Annotated in this window: 21 protein-coding genes and 1 pseudogene; 2 read left to right on the plus strand and 20 right to left on the minus strand. The window is 45.2% G+C overall.

The features are described 5' to 3' along the window. Positions 1 to 1,543: 1,543 nt before the first annotated feature. On the minus strand, positions 1,544 to 2,572 hold the full coding sequence (locus KIO97_RS02640) for a methionine synthase (RefSeq protein WP_033006964.1): 1,029 nt from the start codon (positions 2,570 to 2,572) through the stop codon (positions 1,544 to 1,546). 30 nt (positions 2,573 to 2,602) lie between these two features. After that, entirely contained in the window at positions 2,603 to 3,577 is a 975-nt protein-coding gene (locus KIO97_RS02645) for a DUF1852 domain-containing protein (protein WP_045378948.1), read from the minus strand. Between the two features lie 250 nt (positions 3,578 to 3,827). Between KIO97_RS02645 and KIO97_RS26930 the strand changes: the two are divergent. Continuing rightward, positions 3,828 to 3,947: pseudogene (locus KIO97_RS26930) on the plus strand (amino acid transporter); the annotation flags it as partial. A 295-nt stretch (positions 3,948 to 4,242) separates the two neighbouring features. Here the strand turns inward: KIO97_RS26930 and KIO97_RS02650 are convergent. Beyond that, the gene (locus KIO97_RS02650) at positions 4,243 to 6,873 is read right to left on the minus strand and encodes an SIR2 family protein (protein WP_285380873.1); all 2,631 of its coding nucleotides are present in this window, start codon (positions 6,871 to 6,873) and stop codon (positions 4,243 to 4,245) included. A 303-nt stretch (positions 6,874 to 7,176) separates the two neighbouring features. Between KIO97_RS02650 and KIO97_RS02655 the strand changes: the two genes are divergently transcribed. Next, on the plus strand, positions 7,177 to 7,791 hold the full coding sequence (locus KIO97_RS02655) for a PolC-type DNA polymerase III (RefSeq protein ID WP_010447410.1): 615 nt from the start codon (positions 7,177 to 7,179) through the stop codon (positions 7,789 to 7,791). Between the two features lie 65 nt (positions 7,792 to 7,856). Here KIO97_RS02655 and KIO97_RS02660 read toward each other — a convergent pair whose 3' ends face one another. The 17 genes from KIO97_RS02660 to KIO97_RS02740 form a co-directional block, all read right to left on the minus strand. After that, positions 7,857 to 8,285 (minus strand): CesT family type III secretion system chaperone, encoded by a 429-nt coding sequence (locus KIO97_RS02660; protein ID WP_005535790.1) that lies wholly within the window; start codon positions 8,283 to 8,285, stop codon positions 7,857 to 7,859. Continuing rightward, positions 8,285 to 9,268 carry a YopT-type cysteine protease domain-containing protein gene (locus KIO97_RS02665; protein WP_045372687.1) on the minus strand — a complete coding sequence of 328 codons (984 nt, stop codon included), beginning with the start codon at positions 9,266 to 9,268 and terminating at the stop codon, positions 8,285 to 8,287. The genes KIO97_RS02660 and KIO97_RS02665 overlap by 1 nt, the downstream gene beginning before the upstream one ends. Before the next feature lie 257 nt (positions 9,269 to 9,525). Continuing rightward, positions 9,526 to 10,218, minus strand: coding sequence for an ABC transporter ATP-binding protein (locus KIO97_RS02670; RefSeq protein ID WP_038889919.1), 693 nt, complete (start codon positions 10,216 to 10,218; stop codon positions 9,526 to 9,528). Positions 10,219 to 10,237: 19 nt separating this feature from the next. Continuing rightward, positions 10,238 to 11,521: an ABC transporter permease gene (locus tag KIO97_RS02675; RefSeq protein ID WP_285380876.1), complete on the minus strand. Its 1,284-nt coding sequence runs from the start codon at positions 11,519 to 11,521 to the stop codon at positions 10,238 to 10,240. A gap of 2 nt (positions 11,522 to 11,523) precedes the next feature. Next, positions 11,524 to 12,768: an ABC transporter permease gene (locus KIO97_RS02680; RefSeq protein WP_285380878.1), complete on the minus strand. Its 1,245-nt coding sequence runs from the start codon at positions 12,766 to 12,768 to the stop codon at positions 11,524 to 11,526. After that, the gene (locus KIO97_RS02685; protein WP_285380879.1) at positions 12,765 to 14,036 is read right to left on the minus strand and encodes a TolC family protein; all 1,272 of its coding nucleotides are present in this window, start codon (positions 14,034 to 14,036) and stop codon (positions 12,765 to 12,767) included. The genes KIO97_RS02680 and KIO97_RS02685 overlap by 4 nt, the downstream gene beginning before the upstream one ends. Continuing rightward, positions 14,029 to 15,165, minus strand: coding sequence for an efflux RND transporter periplasmic adaptor subunit (locus tag KIO97_RS02690; protein ID WP_285380882.1), 1,137 nt, complete (start codon positions 15,163 to 15,165; stop codon positions 14,029 to 14,031). The genes KIO97_RS02685 and KIO97_RS02690 overlap by 8 nt, the downstream gene beginning before the upstream one ends. A gap of 166 nt (positions 15,166 to 15,331) precedes the next feature. Next, complete coding sequence (locus tag KIO97_RS02695) at positions 15,332 to 16,180, minus strand: MBL fold metallo-hydrolase (protein ID WP_285380884.1); 849 nt, start codon at positions 16,178 to 16,180, stop codon at positions 15,332 to 15,334. A 210-nt stretch (positions 16,181 to 16,390) separates the two neighbouring features. Next, the gene (locus KIO97_RS02700; protein ID WP_285380885.1) at positions 16,391 to 17,518 is read right to left on the minus strand and encodes a toxin; all 1,128 of its coding nucleotides are present in this window, start codon (positions 17,516 to 17,518) and stop codon (positions 16,391 to 16,393) included. 337 nt (positions 17,519 to 17,855) lie between these two features. Further along, positions 17,856 to 18,290, minus strand: coding sequence for a hypothetical protein (locus KIO97_RS02705; protein WP_079402191.1), 435 nt, complete (start codon positions 18,288 to 18,290; stop codon positions 17,856 to 17,858). A gap of 2 nt (positions 18,291 to 18,292) precedes the next feature. Then, positions 18,293 to 19,105 (minus strand): TIGR02594 family protein, encoded by an 813-nt coding sequence (locus KIO97_RS02710; RefSeq protein WP_050905864.1) that lies wholly within the window; start codon positions 19,103 to 19,105, stop codon positions 18,293 to 18,295. 114 nt (positions 19,106 to 19,219) lie between these two features. After that, positions 19,220 to 19,765 (minus strand): GNAT family N-acetyltransferase, encoded by a 546-nt coding sequence (locus tag KIO97_RS02715; RefSeq protein ID WP_285380889.1) that lies wholly within the window; start codon positions 19,763 to 19,765, stop codon positions 19,220 to 19,222. 44 nt (positions 19,766 to 19,809) lie between these two features. After that, complete coding sequence (locus KIO97_RS02720) at positions 19,810 to 20,580, minus strand: phospholipase A (protein ID WP_155400339.1); 771 nt, start codon at positions 20,578 to 20,580, stop codon at positions 19,810 to 19,812. A 78-nt stretch (positions 20,581 to 20,658) separates the two neighbouring features. Then, positions 20,659 to 21,414 carry a class I SAM-dependent methyltransferase gene (locus tag KIO97_RS02725; RefSeq protein WP_285380891.1) on the minus strand — a complete coding sequence of 252 codons (756 nt, stop codon included), beginning with the start codon at positions 21,412 to 21,414 and terminating at the stop codon, positions 20,659 to 20,661. A 25-nt stretch (positions 21,415 to 21,439) separates the two neighbouring features. Continuing rightward, positions 21,440 to 22,069 carry a class I SAM-dependent methyltransferase gene (locus KIO97_RS02730; RefSeq protein WP_152684528.1) on the minus strand — a complete coding sequence of 210 codons (630 nt, stop codon included), beginning with the start codon at positions 22,067 to 22,069 and terminating at the stop codon, positions 21,440 to 21,442. Between the two features lie 105 nt (positions 22,070 to 22,174). Further along, complete coding sequence (locus KIO97_RS02735) at positions 22,175 to 22,687, minus strand: protein disulfide oxidoreductase (protein WP_038889907.1); 513 nt, start codon at positions 22,685 to 22,687, stop codon at positions 22,175 to 22,177. Next, on the minus strand, positions 22,684 to 24,795 hold the full coding sequence (locus KIO97_RS02740) for a protein-disulfide reductase DsbD (protein WP_285380894.1): 2,112 nt from the start codon (positions 24,793 to 24,795) through the stop codon (positions 22,684 to 22,686). The genes KIO97_RS02735 and KIO97_RS02740 overlap by 4 nt, the downstream gene beginning before the upstream one ends. Positions 24,796 to 24,827: the final 32 nt, after the last annotated feature.

The following is a 24,827-nucleotide window of genomic DNA, read 5'->3' on the forward strand; positions in this document are numbered from 1 at the left end:
TATGCCGCTCACTTTACTGTGAGCGGTATTTTTATTTAGAACCGGTCACCTAAACGACGAGGAACGAAGTGATTTAGGATCTACCTACAGAGTGCTATTAAGTCCTGAGGCTATCGCTATTTCCCAACGACTGGTTAGCAGATTCCTAGTCTCGTCTAGACTCGCTGGAATGACCCAACTTTGGATACATACCAAATATAAGGATATCGCGAGCAACGTATCTACCGACACCCGTCATCCTGAACAACGAGGAACGAGCGTAATTCAGGATCTACCCGCAAAGTGCTGTTAAGGTCTCAGGTTATCGCTATTTCCCAGCGAGAGGTGAGCAGATTCCTAGTCTCGTCTAGACCCGCTAGAATGACCCAACTTTGGATACATACCAAATATAAAAATATCGCGAGCAACGTATCTACCAACGTCCGTCATCCTGAACAACGAGGGACGAGGTGATTCAGGATCTACCCGCAAAGTGCTGTTAAGGTCTGAGGTTATCGCCATTTCCCAGCGAGTTGTGAGCAGATTCCTAGTCTCGTCTAGACTCGCTGGAATGACCCAACTTTGGATACATACCAAATATAAAAATATCGCGAGCAACGTATCTACCAACGTCTGTCATCCTGAACAACGAGGGACAAGGGGTTCAGGATCTGCCCACCGTGTGCTGTTGACTCCTGAGGTTATCGCTATTTCCCAACGAGTGGTGAGCAGATTCCTATTCTCGTCTAGACTCGCTGGAATGACCCAACTTTGGATACATACCAAAGATAAAAATATCGCGAACAACGTATCTCCCAACGTCCGTCATCCTGAACAACGAGGGACGAGGTGATTCAGGATCTACCCGCAAAGTGCTGTTAAGCCCTGAGATTATCGCTATTTTCCCAGCGAGTTGTTAGCAGATCCCTAGTCTCGTCTAGACTCGCTGGAATGACCCAACTTTGGATACATACCAAATATAAGGATATCGCGAGCAACGTATCTACCAACGTCCTTCATCCTGAACAACGAGGGACGAGGTGATTCAGGATCTACCTACAGTGTGCTGTGAAGTTCTGAGATTGTCGCCATTTCCCAGCGAGTTGTGAGCAGATTCCTAGTCTAGTCTAGACTCGCTGGAATGACCCAACTTTGGATACATACCAAATATAAAAATATCGCGAGCAACGTATCTACCAAAGTCTGTCATCCTGAACAACGAGGGACGAGGTGATTCAGGATCTACCTACAGTGTGCTGTGAAGTTCTGAGATTGTCGCCATTTCCCAGCGAGTTGTGAGCAGATTCCTAGTCTCGTCTAGACTCGCTAGAATGACCCAACTTTGGATACATACCAAATATAAAAATATCGCGAGCAACGTATCTACCAAAGTCTGTCATCCTGAACAACGAGGGACGAGGTGATTCAGGATCTACCTACAGTGTGCTGTGAAGTTCTGAGATTATCGCCATTTCCCAGCGAGAGGTGAGCAGATTCCTAGTCTCGTCTAGACTCGCTGGAATGACCCTGTCTTAAGTTTCTGTATCGAAGATCAATTTCGATACTAGCCCGCCAACTCTTTACGAATGATCTCTGCGCCTGCGCTGAGTGCATTGAGCTTAGCAGTTGAAACTTCACGAGAGAGAGGCGCCATGCCGCAGTTGGTGCATGGGTAAAGTTTGTCGGCATCCACGTACTTAAGTGCTTCGCGCAAAGTTTCTGCAACTTCTTCTGGTGTTTCAATCTCGTTGGTTGCCACATCAATTGCGCCAACCATCACTTTTTTGCCGCGGATAAGCTCTAGTAGCTCGATAGGCACACGCGAGTTGTGACACTCAAGCGAGATAATATCGATATTGGACTTTTGGAGCTTCGGGAACACCTCTTCGTACTGTCGCCACTCAGTGCCCAATGTTTTCTTCCAATCCGTATTGGCTTTAATACCGTAGCCATAGCAGATATGCACTGCGGTTTCGCACTTTAGCCCTTCGATGGCACGCTCTAAACACGCAATGCCCCACTCGTTCACATCATCAAAGAACACATTAAATGCGGGCTCATCAAATTGGATAATGTCGACGCCTGCCGCTTCAAGTTCTTTCGCCTCTTGGTTAAGGATCTTTGCGAATTCCCAAGCCAGTTTTTCACGGCTACCGTAGTGATCATCATACAGTGTGTCGATCATCGTCATTGGCCCCGGAAGCGCCCACTTGATCGGTTGTTTGGTTTGCTGACGTAAGAACTTCGCATCTTCCACAAACACAGGTTTGGTTCGGCTCACTGGGCCAACGACCGTCGGTACACTCGCATCATAGCGATTACGAATGGTCACAGTTTTGCGGTTCTCGAAGTCTACGCCGTTGAGGTGTTCAATAAAGGTCGTTACAAAGTGTTGGCGAGTTTGTTCACCGTCACTGACAATATCAACCCCTGCCAGTTCTTGCTCTTGTAAAGAGACACGCAGCGCATCGCGTTTGCCATCAATTAGCTCGTCGCCTTGCAGTTTCCACGGTGACCAAAGCGTCTCTGGTTGAGCCAGCCAAGAAGGCTTAGGTAAGCTGCCCGCTGTTGAAGTCGGTAATAGTGTTTTCATCGTCATTCCCTTCTAGATTCTCGTTTTTGATTACGCGTAATTTGCAGACCATTGCTCAAGGATCGCTTGATAAGGTTTGATGAAGTGCTCCTCAGCAAACTTCCCTTGCTCTTTCGCAAGCTGGCTGCGCTCTTCGCGGTCATAAACGATTTGGGTTAACGAGTGATCGAGATTCTTCAAGTTCGGTTGGTAACACTGGCCGGCTACCGCGTTCGCGTTGTAAATCTCTGGGCGGTAAATTTTTTGGAACGTCTCCATGGTACTGATGGTGCTGATCAGCTCTAGATTCGAGTAGTCATTCAACAAGTCACCGAAAAAGTAAAACGCCAGCGGAGCGACACTGTTTGGCGGCATAAAGTAGCGCACCTGTAAGCCCATCTTTTTGAAGTACTGCTCGGTCAATGACGATTCGTTTGGCTGGTATTCAAAACCCAACACCGGATGTTGGTTATCAGTACGGCGGTAAACCTTGTTATCCGACACACTCAAACAAATCACTGGCGGCTTTTGGAAATGTTGTTGGTACGATTCTGACTTCACGAACGCTTTAAACAGCTTGCCGTGCAACTCACCAAAATCAGCAGGAATACTAAATTGAGGCTGGTCTTTGTTGTGGTCTAATAGCAGAACGCTAAAGTCGTAATCACGCACATAAGAAGAGAAGTTGTTACCCACAATGCCTTCGATACGTTCATTGGTTTTGCGGTCAACAATGTTGGTTTTAAGCACTTCGATAGAAGGGAACGCTTCACCACTGCCTTGGATATCCATATCCACAGAGATGATTTCCAACTCGACACTGTAACGATCGCCATTCGGGTTATCCCAATGCGCCAAGGCATTAAAACGATTGTCGATCATACGCAGTGCATTGCGAAGGTTATTTTGGCGACTTTCACCACGAGCTAGGTTGGCAAAGTTGGTCGTGATGCGCGTGCTGTCTGATGGTTGGTAGTTCTCATCAAAACGGATGCTCTTAATAGCAAAATTGAAATCGTTATTCATGGTGAGTTGGTATCCTATTTCCTTAGATAAACGCTGACTGATTCCTAACTCTGCTTTGGGGATGGTTGTGTTTTTTGATTTTCCCAATCGTCAGTGTGTGCAGCGTTTACTTCGAAAATTCAGTTCAAAAACAGCTGTCACAGTGCCTAACACCAGAGCAGTCTGTTTTTTATACTTGCTTCGTTACTTGAATAACATTGGTAATACTTCACGTTGAACATGAAGGAATTTCATGGTTTGAGTTTTATCTGTTTGGTGTGCGTTGATCGCCAGTAAGCTGTTGCAATCGCAATTCCAGAAGTATGGCAAAGCGATCGATATGACTTTAGCGGCGACACTGCTTTACTGTGCGGTGCAGTTGTTTGTTTGAGATTAAGTTTAGATATACAGTTTCATTTGAAGGATTATGGGTAAATTTGCAGCACCGTATGATAATAATCTGAGTTCAAACGGTGAGTGAGAAAACTCAACTATGGAATATGGACGAATGCAGTTACCAACTTTTATATTAGTAACTGCATAATAAATACAAGTTAATACTTCTTTGCTTAAGTAACGTTTATCTAATAATGAAAATATTTCTCATCATACACTTAAACATGCAAGGCCCTTAAGTGAGATAATTAGAAACAGATAAAAGATACATCATCATTTCTTCAAGTATTTTATGCAACATTATCAATAGGCTTAACATTAACTAAAGATAGCGTGTGATCATGCTTAGTAAGTAAGGACTCATCCAAAACTACCCATGTTTTAAGTAAACCGTAATTCAACCTATCCTTGGCGATACTATCATCAACTGAACGTTGAGCTGAAACCAAGTCACCTAAAATCGAGTAACAGGCAGCGTTAGTTCCTTTGCCAAACTTCTTACCTATTATATTTCTTAAAACAATATCTTTGACATCTCTGTCTAGCATCTTGTTAGAATATTCTTTGTTAACAAGCAATATCGATTTATACTCTTCACCATGAATCGTGTCTTTGTGCTTGTCGACAAAATCAACAACCTTAACATATTTTCTAGACTTAATTAACAGGAAGCATTTTGATGATATATAATCTTCATAGTCTAATCCGAAAGAATATGATAAGTCTAAATTTTCCAAAGCCTCATCAAAATTACCAATCGTAATATTTACTTCTGACATCAAATCGTAGAATGCGACTTTACTTAAATTACTCTCATTATTGTTAATAAATTCAACAGCTAGTTCCGCTGATTCAAACTGTCTTAAAAATATATTTACAATTGAAGACGCAGATTTGTATGAATCAGAGCATTTACTTGCTTGAATGACACACTTTTTGAATTCTTCAAAATCATCATTAAAATTAATTTCGTAGTATGATTTAAGCAAATGATAGGAGGCCATATCTTTCTTTCCAGAAAATTCTTTAACAAGATCACTATCGAAAAACTTATGAAGTTCTTCAGCTAAATCAAAACCTTTATCTTGACAATCTGCCATTTCAGAATATATCTGACAAATAGTATAGAATATTTTACGCCTTTTAGATTTCTTGGATATTTCGAAAATATCTAGATTTCTTTTAAGTGCAAAATCAAAAGACCCCTTGTCCTTTAATAAACTACTTTCAGAAAGAAGAGAAAGATATCGAATATGGTTTGGATTTATATCAGAAGCTCTACCAACAAGTTGCTTAAGTTCATCTTCTTTTTTCTTACTATCTTTGGTGTTGAACTTATATTTATTATCGATTAATGTAACTTTAAGACTCCACGCTGGATTCTCCAGAGATGGTTCTAGTTTTAAACTCTTTTCTAATATGTCCGATATTTCTTCTATACAGAATACCGGTGCTTTTCTCGAACTAAATTGTCTCAAGCCTCGTCTAGCTACATCCACCAAGAAATCAACATCCTTAGAAAACTTGGGTAGATTATCTTTTAGAAAGTGGCAAGTTTCATCGATATTTTCATAAGTATCCGCTTTTAAGACATAATAATCGCTATTGTTAACATCTTTCTCTATCAAGAGATCACAGAAGTTCAGAGCCTCTGAAACTCTAGATAATTTACTACATATATAGATCATTTTTCTTATAAAAAGCGTATTTTCATTTGCTTCTTTGAGTTCTCTAATCTGTTTACCAGCTAATTCATACGCTTCATGAAACTCTCCCTGCCTGATTAGATAATCCACCTTAAGTAGTGACTTAAATATAGATTCTGAAATTTCATCCTCAAAGTCAGTTATATTAAGCTCCCGAATGGAGTTTGATATGTCTACTTCACTCTTATGCTTTTTCAGCTTAACAATATCACTATATATATAACTAGAAGTATCTGAAAGATTATTTGAATCATTTGCAAAGGACTTTAATATTCTTTCATGCTTTGACTCGAATAAGTTATCCTTTATTGGCAACTCACCTATCAAATTATGGTGCAACTCTGCCATTAATTGGTCGTAACCGTCTATTTTAACAAAGTACACTCTCTCTTTCCAAAGCAATTTCCTGAGCTCTGGACTGATATCATCATCTTCTCTAACACACCAGTATAAACCATTTTTAAAATAGTCATCTGATTTCAACAAATGGTTTAGAACATCCATAATTGAACGATCGTGACCGGCGTAGCCAACTACAATTAATCCATATTCCTTTGAGAATTCGATGAACTTATTCTTAATATTACTTTCTAAAGACTCTGTTTCACGTAACGTACTCTTTATATCATCAAAGAGGTAGTCTCCATGTAGCTTAATTATTTTAGGTCTTGTTGAGCTAACACTAAGTGAGCTAACACTAGAATCATGCGCACAGACTAAAGGTCTATTTAATGAGAATTGATAGAATGCTTCATTAATTAAATCATCAAAGTTTGTTGTATATATAGTCCCAAAGTACCTATCCATTTCGTTCGCTAGCGACACTAAATAGGCATATCCTATAGAAGGGGTAGCTCTGTCTACCTCTTGCTCAACAAAACGACGTCTCTGTGTAGGCAAGTCAAACTTTTTTTCAAATAAAGACGAATATTCATTCTGTTCAGAGTACCATGAGCCTTCGCTAGTCATTAGATAGGTTTTTGCGGTATTGACATTTTCGTAAGTTTTCCCTGAATAAAGCTCATAGATTTCCTTTCGCCATGTATCAACTAAGCTTTTACCACTTCGTATTCCAGATGTGACAGACGCTCCGGCTCCAAGTAACAGACTATAGTTTGGGTTAGAGGGGCTTGTTCTGGTTTTAAGATATGAAACTAAGTCATTGATACTTCTTTCTTTGTGTGCAAGCTCTTTTTTTAGGTCTTCGTACTTCATGTATTTTGCCGTTACTGATTCACTTTTATGCAATATAACCAATAAAAAACATGTGGCATATAATACATACGCACATATGTGATCGTTGGCTTAATCACAGATACTTAAAAGCTTGGAAGATGGATAAATATTAACAAAGTTAAAACATGAACAGCATGTAAATGAGTATCTATTTTGGCAAGTAAAAGCGTACTGCTTATCCGTCTTTCCCAGATTCCTCACACAACTAGCACTCACCCCGACTTCCCTTTTCCACCACTTTCAACGATACTCTTGCGCCTTATTGTTCAGTTGGAAAACTTCATGCCTCAAGCTAACTCCGTTGTCGTACTCGACTTTGAAACCACAGGTCTGTCTCCGAATATGGGGGATCGCGCGATTGAAATCGGTGCGGTTAAGATCGTTGATGGTGAGGTGGTCGATAGTTTTCAGCAACTTATGAATCCTGGCTTTCGTGTGAGCTCATTTATTGAGGGTTACACAGGCATTACCAATAACATGCTGCGCACTGCGCCGAGCTGCGATGAAGTGATGGCATCGTTCAGTGAATTTATTGCGGGTGAGAATCTTATCGCGCACAACGCGTCGTTCGATAAGCGATTTCTGGATGCAGAGCTAGAGCGAATCGACTGCGGTTATTCTGGCGAGTTCGCGTGTTCTTTATTGGTAGCACGACGCCTGATTCAAGATGCGCCGTCACACAAGTTGGGTGAGTTGGTTCGTTATAAGAACATTGAAAACGACGGTGTGTTCCACCGCGCGTTAGCCGATGCACAGGTAACGGCAAAACTGTGGTTGCTGATGGTAGAAGAGCTTGAGCAATCGGGCATTGCAGCGCCAAGCTTTAAGTTTATGCAGACGGTAAGTAAAACAGCAAAAGGAAAAGTGGACCAGCTACTGGCTAAAAGCCGCGCTTAACCCACAAACAAGTAACGCCCAATCATGCGGGCGTTACTTAGCCCTATAAATTTAGATTCTAGGGTTTACACCGAGATCATATGAGGTCGGATATTGGTTGGCTCTGCGCTTGCTGGCGTTGGCTCTACACCAGAAATCGCCGCCTGCTTTTCAATAAGATCTTGAATAAAGCACTCTGTCCACGCCTCCAACGCTGCGACATTGAGCATCGCCATCGGTTGTTGCGACCATAAGACGGCGCTGTTTTCTTGATGCGACACAATGTGCGCAGGCCAGTATTCACCAAAGATATTGCTCTTTGCCAGCTGCTCCGATATTGGGTTTGCCTCACCAAGTTCTGCATACAGTACCATCCACTCTTCATTCTGATGCGTGAAATGAAGTTGATACTTTTGGTCAATCAACAGGCTGTAGATACCATCTTGCGCGGTTGGGTTCTCTAGGCCGTTCTTTTCGAAAAAGTGTTTAACTAGGTGATCGAATGTGGTTGTCATTAGTGGTTAGCCTCCAAGTTGACGATGCTGAATTCTCCCGATAAGCCGAATTTCGGTAAGTCGTAGCCTGATTTGTGCCAAAAATCCTGAACAAACCAGCTGGTGAAATCTTCCTTGCTTGGGAAAGAAAACTCACCGAAGTTCGGGTCAAAGAAGGTCACTTTTTCTCCATCTACCGCGGCGGCAACGGCGTGCGCATTACTTGGACCTTCAAGGCCGATCTTCTTCAATAGCGATGTTTTAGGACCGTTATCAACGATCTTCGCCGCAAGCTCTGCTGCACCATTTCGGCCACGGCTTGTTTGCCCATGCACACGTGATAATGCACCAAGTTCTCGGTAAGGCGATTCGATGTTGTTGCTTCTTAGCCAACCTTCTGTGATCGCTTCTTGGTCATAACCCACCATGCCATCGGTTTGCAGTTGCGCGACAGACTGCATTGTCTCTTTGTTCAGCTTACCTTTGTCGCTTGCCGTTCCTGATTGAAATAGCTGTTCGCCAAGGTTAGAGCCTTCTGCTCGTGCCTTCATCCAGTGAGCGCTCAGTGCTTCACAACATCCGCCAGAGGTGTTGGTGTCTTTTAGGATGGCGTTTTTGATGCTGCCCGTTACCTGAGAGACCTTCATGGTCACTTCGCCGTTGTGTTTTGCTGCCGAGTTACGCAATGAAGCGGTTTTAGTGCTAACCAGAGCGTGCAAAATACGGTCGCCCAGCGTTTGTACCGCTGTTTTGAAGTTTTGTAGCTTTGAGCGAGGCTCTGCGCTCTGTTCTGGTGTCGCGCTTTGCAGAGAGAACGAACTGATTGGTGCTGGGTTTGCAGTAGCACCACTACTCATCTGTTGCAGCATCAAGTTGCGAATTGCATCTGGCGTCATTTGCGTGCTTGCACTCAAGCCACCAAGTTGACCTTGGTTTTGTGGTTGGCTGACTGGTGCAGAGATGATTGGTCCACTGATAGAGGAAATATTAGTAATACCTTGCATAACTACCTGCTTTCTTTGTTTATTTTTGTATGCAGCAAGGTTAACCAAAGCGATGAAGTTGGGCTGTTAGTCATGGTCGTTGTTTTGTTGATTTGATCAGAGAGCGTGTTTGAAGAGGTTTAGGACGGGTGTATTTTTGAGGCAAAGAAATCGTTGTAGTGGTTCTGTGTGAGTAGAGGGCAATGATGATTTTCGTAACCATCATTGCCCCGAGCTTTATTTCCCTATGCGTTGAGTTTTGGCAAACATAGAGACGGTTACTGCGGCACTCTATCCGAAATCACCTTGCCATCTTTGATGGTAATGATGCGCTTGGTGCGCTCTGCAAGGGCGTTATCGTGCGTCACGATGATCAAGGTTCTGCCTTCAGCGTGGAGTTGATTGAACAAGGCTTCAATCTCTGCGCCGGATTTTGAATCCAATGCCCCCGTTGGCTCATCCGCTAAGATGATTTGTGGATCGTTGACCAAGGCTCTTGCAATCGCCACTCTCTGCTTTTGACCACCAGAAAGCTGGTTTGGTTTGTGGTCGAGGCGATCCCCTAGTCCGACTTGCTCTAGCAATTTAGCGGCGCGCTGGCGACGTTCTTTGGCTTTGATGCCAGAGTAAACCAACGGCAGTGCCACGTTATCCAATGCTGTCGCGTATTCCAACAAGTTAAAGCTTTGGAAGACAAAGCCTATCTTTTGGTTGCGAATACCAGCTAGCTCGTTCGGGCTTAAACTTGCGACGTTTTGACCACCCAATTGGTATTGGCCATCGGTCGGTTTATCCAAGCAGCCCAGCATGTTCATCAGAGTCGATTTACCCGAGCCAGACGGACCAAGAATGGAAAGAAATTCCCCTTGGTTGATGGTCAAGTCGACGCCATCTAGCGCACGAACTTCCGCCTCTCCGCTTGAGTAGTATTTACAAATGTTGGTCAAATCAACCAGTGGCGTGTTCGACATCTTGTCTCCAGAATTCTTGTTATTCACTTTGCAGTGCCTCCAGCGGGCTCACTTTTGCGGCGCGGTTTGCGGGCAGCCATGCAGAAGCGACACCAATAAACACCAAGGTGGAAATCACTATCGCAACCACGACCCAAGACAGCTCAGGGACGGGTTTTCCAAGGTGTTCATAGAAGGTGTTGCCTTCTAGGTTTATGGCGCTGATGGCCGATACAAGCGCGTACGTCACACCTAACCCCAGTACACCGCCGAGCATCATGGTCATCAGTGACTGCACTAGGTAGTGAAGACGAATGGCTGTGGGCGTGGCACCGACTGCCATGCGCACACCGATGTCTCGGGTGGAACGTTTTACGGTCGCGTACATGACATTCGCAATCCCTACGCCCGCCACAGCCAGCGTGACAAAGCCGATGATGCCAAGAAAGCTTTGTAAACCAATCAAGAACTGCTGCATGCTTTTCTGTTTGAGGAACATGTCTTCCACTTGGACGACTTGCTCATCACTCACACTGGCGCCGTGTTTACGAGCAATCACCTGACGAATGGTCTTTGCCAATTTTTCACGATCAGCATGAGCTTGCGGCTCGACGTTGATGCCTCCGATATCACCGTTGGTATGAAAGCGTTGCCACGTGGCTAACGGCACGAAGCTGGCATAGTTGATTTGGTCGCCCTGCTCAACTTCGGCGCTGTTCTTCTTCAACACACCAATTACGGTGAACTCTTCACTGCCAATCTTGACCTTTTCACCGACAGGGTTGGTTTGCAGTGTCACGGGGGCAAACCAGCTGAAGTCTTCATTAGGATTAAACAAGTCCGCAGCCAGTGAATAGCCTAACACAACGACTTTACGCATCTCTTTTTGATCAAGTGGATTGAGCCAACGTCCGCCATCCATTGGGATTAAGTTGGTCATCGATGCGAAGTCTGTCGTGACCGCTAGTGGCTTTTGCCATATTCCTCGATCACCGACTGTAATGCGCTCATCCCAAACGGCGGTTGGCGCAACGCTTTTCACCTCTGGCAGGGCTTTTAATACGTCGGTATCATCGGCTTTTAAGGTGAGAAACTTACCTTGGTGGAACACGCCATAGTCGACGGTCGCCATGCCTCCGGTTAAGTAAATCAGGTTCCCGTTACCATCTTGCGCTGTTCTTAATACGCCTTGGCGAATGCCCTCGCCCACCGCCAGCATGGCAGCGATACATAGAGTCGCCCATGCAACGGCAAGAATGGTCAATCCCAAACGCAGCTTTTCTGCTGCCATTTCCTGAAAGATTTGTCTCATTGGTAGCAACATATTTACGCCCTCGCACTTAATGCTGTTACGGGGGTGAGACGCGATGCTCGCCTTGCCGGAAAATAAGACGCCAGCAGCGCCAGAACGAGAGTCACCAATAATGACCAAGCAATGGAATCCGGCGTAATCACAGGAAAACCTAACCAATCCGGTAAACGCATAGACCCGAGCAGCGCGACCACCAAGTAAGCCACCATTAAGCCAACTGCGGTACCAACGGCCACCAATAACAATCCTTCAAGGATGAACTGGCTGAGTATGGATTTTTGCGTTGCGCCAATCGCCAAGCGTACACCGATTTCTCGCGTTCGCTCTGTCACAGAGAGGAACATGATGTTCGCAACGCCAAGCGCACCAACGGCCATGGTCATTGCACCGCTTGCACCCAGGAAGATTTGAATGCCGCGGAAAATCCCCGTGATCACCGCCGCTCCCTCGCTAAAGTCTGGCAAGTTAATCGCTTCTTTGTCGGTCGGGTCAAAGTGCAATTGTTTGGCATAAAAGTTAACGATGGCTTGTCGGAATGCGTTGCTATCCATGCCGTCGACAGGCTTGAGTAGCAGCATCCAAGGCTTGGTATCCCACAAATCAAGGTACGTGGTATGAGGGATGAAAACTCTGCGGCTGTCACCAAATGAAATGCCCGCATCTTCGTCTTTCATAATGCCAATCACCAAAAATGGAATGCCATTGACTTTGGTGGTTTGCCCGACATGAATTCCCCCCATCCTAGCAACTTGATCCCCCAAAATCGCAACGCGGGTGTGGTTGGCAATATCACTGGGTGAAAGGTTACGTGAACCTTGCTCTAACTTACGTTGAATCAACGAGAAATAATGGGAGTCAATGCCACTGACGAAGCTCGTCAGGTTCTGCCCTTTTTCATTGGTGACGTTCGCATCCCACTTGGCATAAACACTGGATGCTTGTTTCACAAAACCCGATTGTTCGATCATATCGACCTTATCCTGCGGGATCTGGATCTGGCGTCTCAGGGGTAAGCCATGCCAAGGTTTGCTGGTGCTCGACGGAAAGGCGATTTGCACATTGTTGACCATAAATGACAACTGCTGAGTTTGATGGCGATAAAAACCTTCACCCAATGCAATCAACACCACAACCGAAATCACACCCCAAGCAATGGCCACGATGGCCAGCATGCTCTTCATGCGATGCGCCATCAGTGTTTGCCATGTTTGCTGCAATAAGGTTTGCTGTAATAAAGTTTGCTGCAATAGACGGATCATGAATTAAATGCTCGGGAGATCAGTACCATGGTGTCGTCATCTAGCTTACCTGCGGTTTGCAACAAGCCGATACGCTGACGCCAGTAGTTGTACAGGTTGTTTTGCAGGCTGTTTTTCGCTTTAAACAAGCTGTTGTGCGCACTGATCACTTCCGAGACTTCTAACAAGCCCGCATCGTAAAGTTTCTCTTTGCTGCGCAACACTTTCTCACGAGAAGTCACCAGCTCGCTCGCCATTAAGACTTGATTCCAGTTGATGTCGACTTGAGTAAATTGCTGGATCACGCGCTTTTGGATGTCGATTTCGACTCGACGTAAGTCTTGTTTTGCGCTGAGGGTATTGAGTGACGCTTCGTCCACTCTGGCACGCGTTGCGCCGTTCAAATCAATCGGTACACTTAGGGTAATGCCAGCGCTGAACTCGCCGTCTTTACGTCGGTCATCATCGTTATACCCAACGTTACCTTTCACCGTTGGGTAGTAACCGCCTTGGGCTGAGTCTTTAGCAAACTCGCTGGCTTTGACGTTCTGAGCAGCCACCAGCAACTCTGGGCTGCTGTCTTTAGCAAGCTTCAACCATTGTTCTTGCGATTCCACCATCATTGGCGGTTGAACAAGGGAGTCAGTGCGAATTTGGTCAACGTCTTGTGGAACTTGGTTGATCAAAGCCGCCAGCTCTGCTCGTTTGACTTCTAAGTCTGAGCGCGCATTCAAAATACCGGCTTTATCGGCAACTTGTGTCGCACGGATCTCTTCGACATCAACGGACTTCACTTTACCTGCTCGGTAACGCTTCTCGATGATCTTCAGCAGTTTGTTGCCTTCTTCCAGTTTGGACTGCGCCAGTTGCAGATCCCCCTGCGCGCTTGCCACATCCAAATAAGACGAGAGCAGCCTTTGTGCAAGTTCATTGTGTGACTGAGCGAGCTCTAGCTGAGATTTAATGTAGTTGGCATTGGCTTGATCCAAATCTGACCACAAGCTGCTGTCCCAGATGGTTTGAGAAAGCGATGCGCCATAACTGTTGGTGTTGTCGGCGGATTCATTCCAATTCGCCGAGGCCGTCGCACTTAAGCCGGGTAAGAGTGAACTGCGGCTTGCATCAACACCCACTTCACCGAGTTGAACACCAATTTTGGCTTTCTCGTAGTTCGGGTCATTTTGCTTCGCCTGTTGCCATGCTTGTTCAATCGAGATGGCATAGCTTGGTAAGCTGAGTGTGGCGGCCAGAATCGCGCATCCGATTTTAGATAGATTTCGCTTAGCCATGCGCGGCTCCCATCATCATGCTGTTATCGATGATTTCTTCGTCTAGCTTAACGCCGTCCAATACTTCTACATTGATGCCATCCGACAAACCAAGCTTCACTTTTTGTTTGTGGAAACCTTGCTCTGAGCTATCTGGAATCAATACGTTTGGTGTATCGCCATCAAATTGCAGTGCTCGTTCTGGCAAGGTTAAGACGTTCTCAGATTTCTTCAGTGTGATTTGTGCTGTGGACGAGAAACCCGAGCGCAGTAAGATCTCTTTCGGGATCTTCAGTTCGCCAACTTCCACTTCAAATCCGTTATCAAAGCTTTTTGCCGTCGCGTTACCTTCTGGCGAGTTTAGGTTCTCTGATTGAATCGCAACTTTGGTCAGCACACCGGAGATTTCCACATCAGGATACGGCGCAACGGTCAGCAAAACCGGCATTCCCGGAGAAAGCTGCGCTGCATCGTGCTCGCTGACGCTGCCTTTGAAGATCAGGCTGTTCATGTCTGCCAGAGACATCATTTCTGTCGCCGCTTGACTGGATTCGGTCGAGATAATTGGCTCACCCACTTCTACTTTGCGGTTTAATACGGTGCCATCGATTGGTGCATAAATGGTTGAGGTTAAACGGGCGTCACCAATGGAAGCTTCACCACTGCGGATCAGTTCTAGATTCTGGCGCTTTTGCAGTACGTTAGCTTGAGCGGATTTCACTGCAGAGCGCGCGCTGACGTATTCGTCGTAGTTGTTTGGAATGATGTCTTGTTTCACCAAGCTTTCAAGGTTAGCCAGCTTTTGCTTAGCGGATTCTAAGTCGGCTTCGCTGCGCATGAGATCTGTTGATGCGTCGGTTAATGCTTGCGGCGTCGGGTTCGGTCGAACCTTAATCAATGCTTGGCCTTGCTTGACCTTCTCACCGACCTGCACGTACATCTCGCCCACGATGCCATCGATTTGCGACTTAATAGACACCGAGTGCGCAGGGACAATGTTGCCGACCGCTACCGCTTGTTTTTCAATGGTTCCCTTTTCCACTGCCAGCGTTGGAAACGCCTCTGGTTGAGTGGAAGATTGCAGATAAAAATATGCACCGCCGCCAAGCAATGCAACGCTCACAGCAGAGACAAGCCAAATTTTTGCCATTATTGATACCGATTTTTTTGTGTAGTCTTGTGACCATCTTATGAACATAAAGTTCTAGAATCATATCGGCTTTAATGTCGCGAATTTGTCGTATTTGGTATAGCTATGTCAGGTGCTATTGACAATAAACTAGATGGATAATCCACTAAGTCGTATGAGTCTAAACTTATAGGTTTACGCTTCTACCTGTGGGTAAATGCTCTAGACGATCCCCTAGTATTTCTTTTAAAAGGCCATACGCTTTCATTCCTGTGCAATGGCCGGTGTAAAACTTATCAATCGGATATTCCGACAGCGCTCTGCCCAATGCTCTAATATCGTCTTTCGTGCCACCAATACCATTCAATACTGGTAAACCAACAAGGTGAAAGCCACCCACAACCGCTTTGATTTTGCAGTTTGGAAATAACTCTGTGGCGGTTTCAATCATGTTCAGCACACCGCTGTGCGCACAGCCCGTAAAGACAACCAAGCCGTCTTCTTCTTTGATGACAAGCAGCAATTCGTGCTCGAAGATGTCCTGCTCGTAGCGCCCATCATGCGATCGGGTATACAGGTACTGGTTGCCTTTTGGCTGTGCAAAGCGATCGCATATCTCGGTGATCACGTGAACATTGGGCACAACTTCTGTCGTTCTATCAATCAGTACGAAACGGTTATTTGCGCTCTCTAACAGCGCTTTATCGATGCCAACATCGTTTTTAAAACCAAAGGCGCGAAAGTAGTAATCTTGCTCGCCACATGCCTTTAAATAAATCTTCGCGGTTTCATTCCGCTCAAGGAAATAAGAGGCACCGTTGCAATGGTCATGGTGTCGGTGAGAAACAACGCCAAAATCTACGGCTTGGATATCCACATTAAGTCGAGGCGCGTTGTCACAAAACGTTTGTCCACTCCCCATATCAAAGAGAATGTTCATTCCCGACGTCTCAATGTGTAGCGATAAACCACGCTCAACACAGAGATCATCTCTCCCCTCTATGCGTGAATTATCAACCAAGGTGGTCACGATCATAATGTCTCCTTACTGCGTTGAACTATATGAATCGCAGAGACAATAACGAGGTTTCATTCATCTCGGAAGCCTTGATTGAAATTGTGTGACTAGAGAGTGATTTACAACATGACAGAGAAACAAGGCCAACGCTGGCAAATGTTGCCGAGCGTTGGATGACTTGCTCAAATGCATTGAGCTGAAGAAGAGAGCAAATCCGTTTCAGTTTTGTTACTTCTTCTCTTTATATTTGAGCTTATTGCGATCCTGTTTAGCGTAGTTCTTCCACTTATTTAGATTCTCTCCAGAAAGTGTCGGAGTCTTGCCCGTTTTGAAGTACGCATTGATAAGCTCTTTCTCTGTAGTATGGCCAGAGTCCACCATAAATTTCGCGAGGTTGCCGCCCCAATGCATCGGCCTATCACCAAGGTTTTTGGTGAAATAAGCGGTTTTGTACACCACTCCAGGGAACAGCTCGTCGTAAACTTGTTTGGCGAAATAGTCCGTCACATACTCATCGTAGTTGGTGTTGGGTACAGCCAAACTTTCTGGCCCCTGAAATCCTGTGTGCTTGCACGAAGAAGCATGCAAACTTTCATGAACGATAGTCGATCGAATCTTGGCAGCGTCAAGTTTGCCTCCAGACGAATAATCCGGCGCGGTTGTTCCCATATAGATAGTGCCATCAGGCGATGTCCATGCTGCTGGGTTCACATTCAATTGCTCATGGTTGAATTCCATATTTCCGTAACCCGGCTGCGCTTTTATCTTATTAAACATCTCTTCATGAGATACGCTCTCAACCTTCACTCCCGGATTTGGTATACCGAACAACGCACTGATTTTCGCATTCAAACGATCTACATCAACGTAATCTTCCGTTTTCCACGTCTCTGATGCCTTATCCCCAGCCATCTCTGGCTTGCTCAGTACGATTGGGACAAACTCTTTCTCATCATCGACCGGTGCCGCTTTCTTCGCTCCTGGTGGTGGCGGTGCACCTGGCCCTGGCGGAGGTGGTGGAGCCCCTCCCCCCATCGGAGGCGGTGGTGGTGGCGGCATACCTCCTGCCGGAGGAGGCGGCGGTGCCATTCTTGGCGGTGGAGGTGGCGGTGGAGCCGGTTTGGAGCTCGTTGTTGCAGAATTCTGAGCCGCTCGCTCACGATTCGCAGCCCAACGCTCTTCATCTTCTGCTTTGTAGGTTAACTCTTCTTTACGCTCTCTTCGTTGCCGCTCGAGGCGTTCTTGAACCGTTTGTTCTAATTCGGGAGGCTTTGGTGGTGGTTTTACGGTGTCATCAACGGGCTTGTAGCCTCCACCCGTACTGGTTTTACTTTTTAGTTCATCAAGATTAGGCATGAAGTAACACTCTACAAAAGAAGCGGAAACTTCATCTTAAAGCAGTGACTAATCATCAATAATATCGATTTTATAAAACGCTCAGAATCACTAGGCAATCGTTTACTTGCACACTAGTTATAATCATATCAACGTCAAAAATTAAAATGTGATTACACAATTAGAAAGTGACACAGTGACAATGATTCCAATTTAACAGCACTTAACTGGAGGATTACTCAAGGGGATAGGTTTAGTGACAGTGGTAAGGATCATGGTGCCTCCTAGTGACGTTGAACAGCTTTAGCGGGAGGGACAATAAAGCCTAAACATGTTTTGAGCTTGGTTGCACCAGACTCTACTGGTCACAATGTGCAAAGACTCTTTGCTTGTCAGATAGTTTTTTAGCGGCTTCTTTCGCTAACAAAATTTGTTCTTGGGTAGCTTTGAATTCAGAGCCTGTTCCCGGCCAGTAGTACCCTTGCTCATCATGACAGAGAGTGATGACTATTGGATCAATTCCAATTTTAGGGGTATCTCCAACCTCTGTGTACATATCGAAAGTGATTTTAGAAGTAATATGGCCTCGAATCCCATTCAGCACCTTAGCTTGAACCTTATAATAGTTATCTCCACCGTCTTTCTCCGGTTCCTCAAAACCAGTGAGTGTCACAACAGCTGAGTATGGAGTCTCACCTATTGCTTCAATCAGGGCCTCACTTGTAGGCGCGTTATCTTGAGAGGCACAAGCAAACAAACTGACTAGACCTAATAAGCTGATTAATTTATACATACTTAACTTTCTGCACCTGCTTTCACCGCTCCTTTTGTATAGATAGGTAGCGTGCCTTTTGTATCATCATAACTATTAGGAACAACAAACTTATCCCATGCTGTAAGGGGATACTTAGCAATGTTTACTTGATTGTTTTGGTTTCCACCCAACATGTAAAGGTACTTTCCATCGGGACTCTTACCTACGACAAACGCAACATGACCACCACCCCTCCTCGTTTTAATTCCTAATGCACCATGAATTGGATTAGTGACACTTTTACCAAAAGCTTCCCATTCCTTTGCTCTGTATGCCTCTTTCACTGGTTTTATGCCATGTTGTTTGAAGACCCACGCAACAAATGAACCGCACCAAGCATTTTGACCTCCAGAATCATCGGTTCCCCAAAATTTTGATGCAGAAAAATACTCCAAGATCCTTGGGTTTGCTTTTGCCCCAGGAACTTCCGTTTGCCCTAATTCACCAAAAGCGGTTTTCATCCAAGTAACTTTAGTTGTTAAGCTTTCCACCTGAGGTTTAGAGTTCTTTCTAGGCGAAGTTGGCACGACACTATTGAGCTTTCTGTGTGTTTTTCCATTCACGTCAATACGCCCATCTGGCCTCACCATAAATATCAATCTACGTTGGCAAGCCTTAATCGCAGCTACAGTTTTGGACGACATTGGATTGCGTCCGAGTGAGCCATCAACAACCAGCTTTGGTCTAAACCCAATCGCGTTTTGATGATGGTTCAAAACTTGTTGAACAGCTATGATATCGCTCTTTGCATTAATACCACCGACCCCTACAGAACTACGAATTTTCAGTTGCAACTTTTTCTCTCCCTCAAGCTTGGATTGAGAGAGTAGTTAAATTTATGGACTAGTTGAACAAATACAACACTGCTACACGATAGACTGCTAAAACGAAATAAGCTGTTGGAAATATTAATTACACGCGCTTGCGGCAGACATCACTAAATACATAGATAAGCAGTCTTGTGCATTGGCGCTGAGTGCTGGAAAAACCGCATACTCTTTCAGCACGCCTTGTTTCTTAAACCCACATTTTTCGAGCACGCGAATACTGGCTTGATGATCGATATGAGGAGCTGTATGAACTTCCTCGACTCCGATACTTTTTAGATACTCTATGCCCAGCATACAAGCATGAGTCGCATACCCTTTACCTTGATAATTTCTGGAAATACCAAAATGAATTTCGCTACTGCTTTTTTCAGGGATTAACACCAAGCAACCAATGGGAACTTGAGAAGCAATTTCTTCGATTGCGAGTACCAAGATATTAGGGTGAGCCAACTCGTACTGGCTTCGCCATCTAGTGATAGCTTGCAATGTTTGAGTTGAGCTTAGATGCGCTTGTCGGTTTAGGTACAAACAGGCTTTCTCATCACCGAGGTAATGATCAAAGAGAGGCACAGCATCCGATTCTTCAACGTGACGAATTGCCACGTGTTGCGCTTCAAGTTTCATTCACTTCCTTCTCAAAAACGTTTTTGGACGTTAAAGGGTGGGCGCTAAAAGTCGAACGCAAAGCCAACCCCAAACGCGCTTTCATCGAAGTTGTAATTTGAGATTGTGAGACCGTAACCCGTTTCTGCCTTCATATAACCTCTTAGCCCCTGATAAACGGGGAAGTTCCAAGATGCGCGATAGAAACCCTTTTCCCAACCTTCAGTAAAAAGATTCGATACGGTGAGTTTCAGTTTGTGATCATTTTCTGAAATCCAAGCCGCCTCTAGCTCGCCATAGCCAAGGAAATCAACAATATCTGGATTGTAATGATTGCTACCAACATCAAACCAAGTTTTAAAACGAACAAAGCCAGACTCAAAGCGCCATTTGTTATCGAGGTAGACGCGATTCCAACTGACTTCGTCGCTGCCACCCGCACCATTGGATTGATGCTCGAAACCAAGCGAAATACGCCAAGGGTTTAAGTTCCAACGATAAAAAATAGCAGGGTTGTATTGATCGTCTCTAAAGTATGCTGAGTCATCGTACGCTTCCCAATTTGAGCGCTGGGTATAGGCGACAAATAAGCCATCATCCCCAAACACTAGGAGTTTATACTTCATGCTTAGTTGGAACTGGACCAACACGTCCTTTGCGTCGTGGCCATTTGGATTGGTTGGAGCAAAGCGTGCTTGGTTTACCTTAGACTCGGTATAAAACGGTAATAAATAGTTGTCTTCATGAGCAGAAAAGCGCTTTTCTTCTGCGTAGACGTCTGCTGTAACAGTTGATAAAAACGCCGTAAATAAACCTAACTTTTTACAATGAAACATCATCATCCTTTTGATCTGTAACTTTCTGAATTCAATATAGAAGATAATTAGCAGCTTTCCTCTATTTATCTGGAGCAATCAAAGCTTCTCTGCAACGCAGATTAGGTTGTTTGAATTTTCAGAAAACTTCTCTTCTGCCCACGAGCTGTATTTTTCGGTAATACATAAACCCACCTGAGCAAGAAACGTTTCAATTTCAGATAACTTTCGATACTTCAAGTCAATGCTTGAGTAGACCATTGTCCCATCTTGGTAGTGACGTTCTTTCTTCAAATAAAGGATTGCACTTTCAGCGTCATAACGTTCGCTCATCCCCATGTACTTCACTTCGCCTTTTTCGGGCAATTCATAGGTTTGCCAAAGGGACATTTCAGCATCAATTTCTAAGTTATCTGGCGTTGGTAGACGAGTATCAAAGATGAAACGACCACCTTTGTTAAGGTGATTAGAAATCGAATTAAGGACACCAACGAGCATCTCATCGGAGAGGAAAGCTTGGAAAGCGTTGCCCGTCATGATCGCAATATCAAAGCATTTATCGAGAGAGAATTGAGTGGCATCCTGCTGCAAAAAAGAAAGGTTATCTAATCCCTGTGCTTTGTGTTTAGCATGTTTTAGCATTCCTCCGGCAATATCAATACCAACAGCATTATCGAGTTTCTTGGCGACAGGTATGGTGACAATACCCGTGCCGCAGCACACATCCAACAAACTTCGAGCACCCATCGTGGTGATGTGCTTTTGTATCAGAGCGATATCATCTTCGTAATGTTTATCATACTGCGCATCGTATTCCATTCCCGATGCGAACTCACTCAAGTCTTGTGTCTTCAAAAACAGCCCCTGTTTATTTAATTGATTAACTTGGCTTTCTTAACTCCAAGAGCAAGTAACGGCATACATAGCCAGCATGTGATGTGTAACCAATAAGGTTTTCTAGTGACACGACTTCTAGCCCTGCATTTTGGCTGAATTCACGGACTTCGCTCTCAGTGTAAGCGGTATGTACAACGGTGCCACTGTAGGTATTTCTCGGTAGGTCTTTTCCATCTGGGTCGTGACATTGAAAACTGATGAAACAGCGTCCGTCGGCATTGAGCTTATTAGCGATGCATTGCAGTAGCGACTGGGGATTGGTAAGGAATTCCGTGAAACCGAGTGCGGTAATGATGTCGAAGGTTTGATTGAAAATCGGAGAGAAAGGTTGGTCTAGGTTATGAACGCTGACGCTTTGATAGAAGTTTGTCTCGCGTGCTTTATCGACCATTTTGGATGAAATGTCCAAGCCGTGAAGAGTAGCTTCTGGGTAATGTGTTTTGATGACCTCCCCGATACTGCCTGTGGCACAAGCCAAATCGAGAGCAGAGACTTGTTTAAGATCGAGTGTTTTTAACTTTTCATCTACCCAATGTGGGCCAACGTATTGGCTGTCTTTAATTAGCTTCTGATAGCGCTCAGATACTTCATCATACATTTTGGCAACGTCCATGATTCCTCCTTTATCATTGAACGCTGCCAATGTAGCACGCCATATTCACTTAAACACCTATGTTATTGTAAAAGCGTGAAAAAACTCGACATGCTACACATTGATTTAGGCCATCCAGATCCTTGCTAAAATGCCTATTGGTGTCGTAACACCTGTGGTGATTGAGCTTACCTTTCCATCTTTTAATACATAGATGGTCGGCGTCACGCTGATGCTCCATTCTTGCATAATGCTGCTTTTCGGATCGTTGATGTTGTCGAACTGGTAGTCTTTCGCCTGCATGAACTTTTGTACGCGCTCTTCCGGTCCGGATGCGCCGGATACTGCAACCACTTCATAGTAATCGCTTAACCAGCTCACGCTTGGGCTAACAAACTTACACGCCGGACACCAAGTTGCCCAAAAGTACACAACCACCGGTTCTTCATGACTTTTGGCAATCACATCGACAAACTCGCCATCGGCCATGATCGCACTCAGAGGCGGTGCTTGCTCTTTAGGGATGTCTTTGGTGCGGTACCAATCCATGGCGACCGAAATCACGGTCACCATGAGCACCATTTGCAACGCTTGACTAAGCCAGTATTTGAGCGACTTGCGCTTTTTTACTGTGTTCACTTAATCGTGCCTCCGCTCGCTTGTTCGATGGCTTTCACCACTACATCGTCAGTCAGAATCACTGGTAGAGGAATCCCCTCTGGCGCAGCTGGACCATAAACGATATTAAATGGCACACCAAAGCGACCATGTGCACGCAAGAAGTCGGTCACAGAGCCGTTCGGATGTGTCCAATCGCCTTTCAGCGTCGCGACGTTAGGGCTTTGCAACAGTGAGTAAACCGGATCTTGCCAGATCACGCCGATCTTGTTGGCTTTACAAGTTACACACCAATCTGCGGTCACATCGACGAACACCACCCGGCCATTCTTCACGTGGTCTGCAATCGCTTCGTTTGACAGTTTTTCCCAAGCCAGATCTTGTGGCAATGGCGTCGCCCAGTGATTGGCAGTCACACTGCCTAGTACCAGACCACCAGCAATCAAAATCAACGAAACCGTGCCGGAAATCGCTAACGCTTTATTGCCATAAATACGCTTAACACGCGCCATGATAACGATGAACGCAACCAAGCCGATCAGAATGACCCAAAATACCGGCAAGTGATTCGCCATCAATGACAATAACCACGCACTGGTTGCCAACATCATGATGCCGAATACGATTTTCACGACATTCATCCATTGGCCTGGCTTTGGTAGCTTGAGTGCAATCCCCGGGAAGATAGCCACTAAGATCCAAGGCAGTGCCATGCCCAGAGCTAACGCAGTGAAGATAGCAAACAGAGTCACCACGTCTGCACCCAGTGCAAACGCCACCGCAGTGCCTAAGAAAGGTGCTGAACAAGGCGTTGCTAGCAGGGTCGCGAACATACCTTGAACGTAATGCCCAAGCAGTGAGTTATCCCCTTTTGAAGCTAACCAAGTGTTCGTTCCCGAAGACAAGCGAATTTCAAACAAGCCAAGCATGTTGGCACCAAACAATCCGGTCACCAACAGCATTAAACCTAAGAACCAAGGGCTTTGGAATTGAACGCCCCAACCGATGGCGTTACCGGTGAGCTTCAGCACTAAGATAAAGCCAGCCAGTAACCAAAACGAAGTCAGAATACCTAGCGAAGAAGCCACGAACTGAGTGCGAATTTGACGACGTTCAACGCCTTGTGCCGCTACGATGCTGCTTAACTTCATGCCGAGAACTGGCAATACACAAGGCATGATGTTGAGAATCACACCACCCAGTAGCGCGAACAAGAAAATGTTCACCAGTGATGTACTTGGCAAGGCTTCAGTAATCACACCCGCTTTAGCTTGCGCGGTTTCTTGCGCCAGTAAGTTGTTGTCTTTGATTGAGACATAAACCGATTGGTTATCAAGCTCTACGTCACCCAACCAAGTATTCACTAGGTAGTTGACAGTAAGCGTATTGCCCTCTTGATGCAGCCCTTCTAATTTGAAGCTGTAATCGCTGGTTGCTTCGTCGACGCCATCAACCAACACTTCTGGTTTTTGCCAACCTTGTGAGTTAGTCAGTTTGATTTGCAGCTTAGATTGGTTTGCATCCCAGTTCGCTTCTGTCACGTCAACAAATGGTGAAGCTTGAGGCACACTGCTTACCGCTTGCGCGTAAGTGAACATCACATCTTCATCGACTTGTAGATCGGAAGGTAGGAAGGACAGTTGAATGTGGTAATCCGTCAGGACACAAATCGTTGTACATGAAGACAGCGTCAGTGTCGCATCAATCGTCACTGGCTTGTTCATGTCTTCGACGTGCAACGTCATTGGAAAGACAGTGTCACCTTTGTAGCCAAGCGTCTCGATACCAAGCAGCTCGTATTTCTGCGGGTACGGCCATTGCCAATCCACTTTGGTTAGGTTTTGTGATTTTTCCCAATCAATAGATGGCGCAACGCCACCCTCACCCGGTGAACGCCAGTAAGTTTTCCAATCACCGGTCAGTTTGACATCAAGGTAACCAGTGAGTGTGTTGGTATTTGGATCTTGCTGTCCGGTTAAGACAAAGCGCGTTTGCACAGGTGGATGCTGCGGGTTGGTCAGCCAACCTGTGTCCGTCGTTTGTGCTTGGGCAATTAGCGAGAATAAGCTCAGCGCCAGCGTCATGATAAGCATCAACGCGGCTTGAGTCATTTTTTTCATGTGGTTCATAGTTATTCCTAGTTAAAAACAAGTGTAGAAAA

It is taken from the genome of Vibrio sp. B181a, assembly GCF_030248375.1.
Taxonomy (GTDB): Bacteria; Pseudomonadota; Gammaproteobacteria; order Enterobacterales; family Vibrionaceae; genus Vibrio; species Vibrio campbellii.

Excerpts from the sequence above, each read along its gene's own strand:
- KIO97_RS02670 (WP_038889919.1), bottom strand. The coding sequence starts at position 10,218 with ATGTCGAACACGCCACTGGTTGATTTGACCAACATTTGTAAATACTAC.
- KIO97_RS02720 (WP_155400339.1), bottom strand. The coding sequence starts at position 20,580 with ATGTTTCATTGTAAAAAGTTAGGTTTATTTACGGCGTTTTTATCAACT.
- KIO97_RS02715 (WP_285380889.1), bottom strand. The coding sequence starts at position 19,765 with ATGAAACTTGAAGCGCAACACGTGGCAATTCGTCACGTTGAAGAATCG.
- KIO97_RS02650 (WP_285380873.1), bottom strand. The coding sequence starts at position 6,873 with ATGAAGTACGAAGACCTAAAAAAAGAGCTTGCACACAAAGAAAGAAGT.
- KIO97_RS02690 (WP_285380882.1), bottom strand. The coding sequence starts at position 15,165 with ATGGCAAAAATTTGGCTTGTCTCTGCTGTGAGCGTTGCATTGCTTGGC.
- KIO97_RS02730 (WP_152684528.1), bottom strand. The coding sequence starts at position 22,069 with ATGGACGTTGCCAAAATGTATGATGAAGTATCTGAGCGCTATCAGAAG.
- KIO97_RS02695 (WP_285380884.1), bottom strand. The coding sequence starts at position 16,180 with ATGATCGTGACCACCTTGGTTGATAATTCACGCATAGAGGGGAGAGAT.
- KIO97_RS02705 (WP_079402191.1), bottom strand. The coding sequence starts at position 18,290 with ATGTATAAATTAATCAGCTTATTAGGTCTAGTCAGTTTGTTTGCTTGT.
- KIO97_RS02640 (WP_033006964.1), bottom strand. The coding sequence starts at position 2,572 with ATGAAAACACTATTACCGACTTCAACAGCGGGCAGCTTACCTAAGCCT.
- KIO97_RS02655 (WP_010447410.1), top strand. The coding sequence starts at position 7,177 with ATGCCTCAAGCTAACTCCGTTGTCGTACTCGACTTTGAAACCACAGGT.
- KIO97_RS02740 (WP_285380894.1), bottom strand. The coding sequence starts at position 24,795 with ATGAACCACATGAAAAAAATGACTCAAGCCGCGTTGATGCTTATCATG.
- KIO97_RS02685 (WP_285380879.1), bottom strand. The coding sequence starts at position 14,036 with ATGGCTAAGCGAAATCTATCTAAAATCGGATGCGCGATTCTGGCCGCC.
- KIO97_RS02665 (WP_045372687.1), bottom strand. The coding sequence starts at position 9,268 with ATGCAAGGTATTACTAATATTTCCTCTATCAGTGGACCAATCATCTCT.
- KIO97_RS02700 (WP_285380885.1), bottom strand. The coding sequence starts at position 17,518 with ATGCCTAATCTTGATGAACTAAAAAGTAAAACCAGTACGGGTGGAGGC.
- KIO97_RS02645 (WP_045378948.1), bottom strand. The coding sequence starts at position 3,577 with ATGAATAACGATTTCAATTTTGCTATTAAGAGCATCCGTTTTGATGAG.
- KIO97_RS02680 (WP_285380878.1), bottom strand. The coding sequence starts at position 12,768 with ATGATCCGTCTATTGCAGCAAACTTTATTACAGCAAACCTTATTGCAG.
- KIO97_RS02675 (WP_285380876.1), bottom strand. The coding sequence starts at position 11,521 with ATGTTGCTACCAATGAGACAAATCTTTCAGGAAATGGCAGCAGAAAAG.
- KIO97_RS02660 (WP_005535790.1), bottom strand. The coding sequence starts at position 8,285 with ATGACAACCACATTCGATCACCTAGTTAAACACTTTTTCGAAAAGAAC.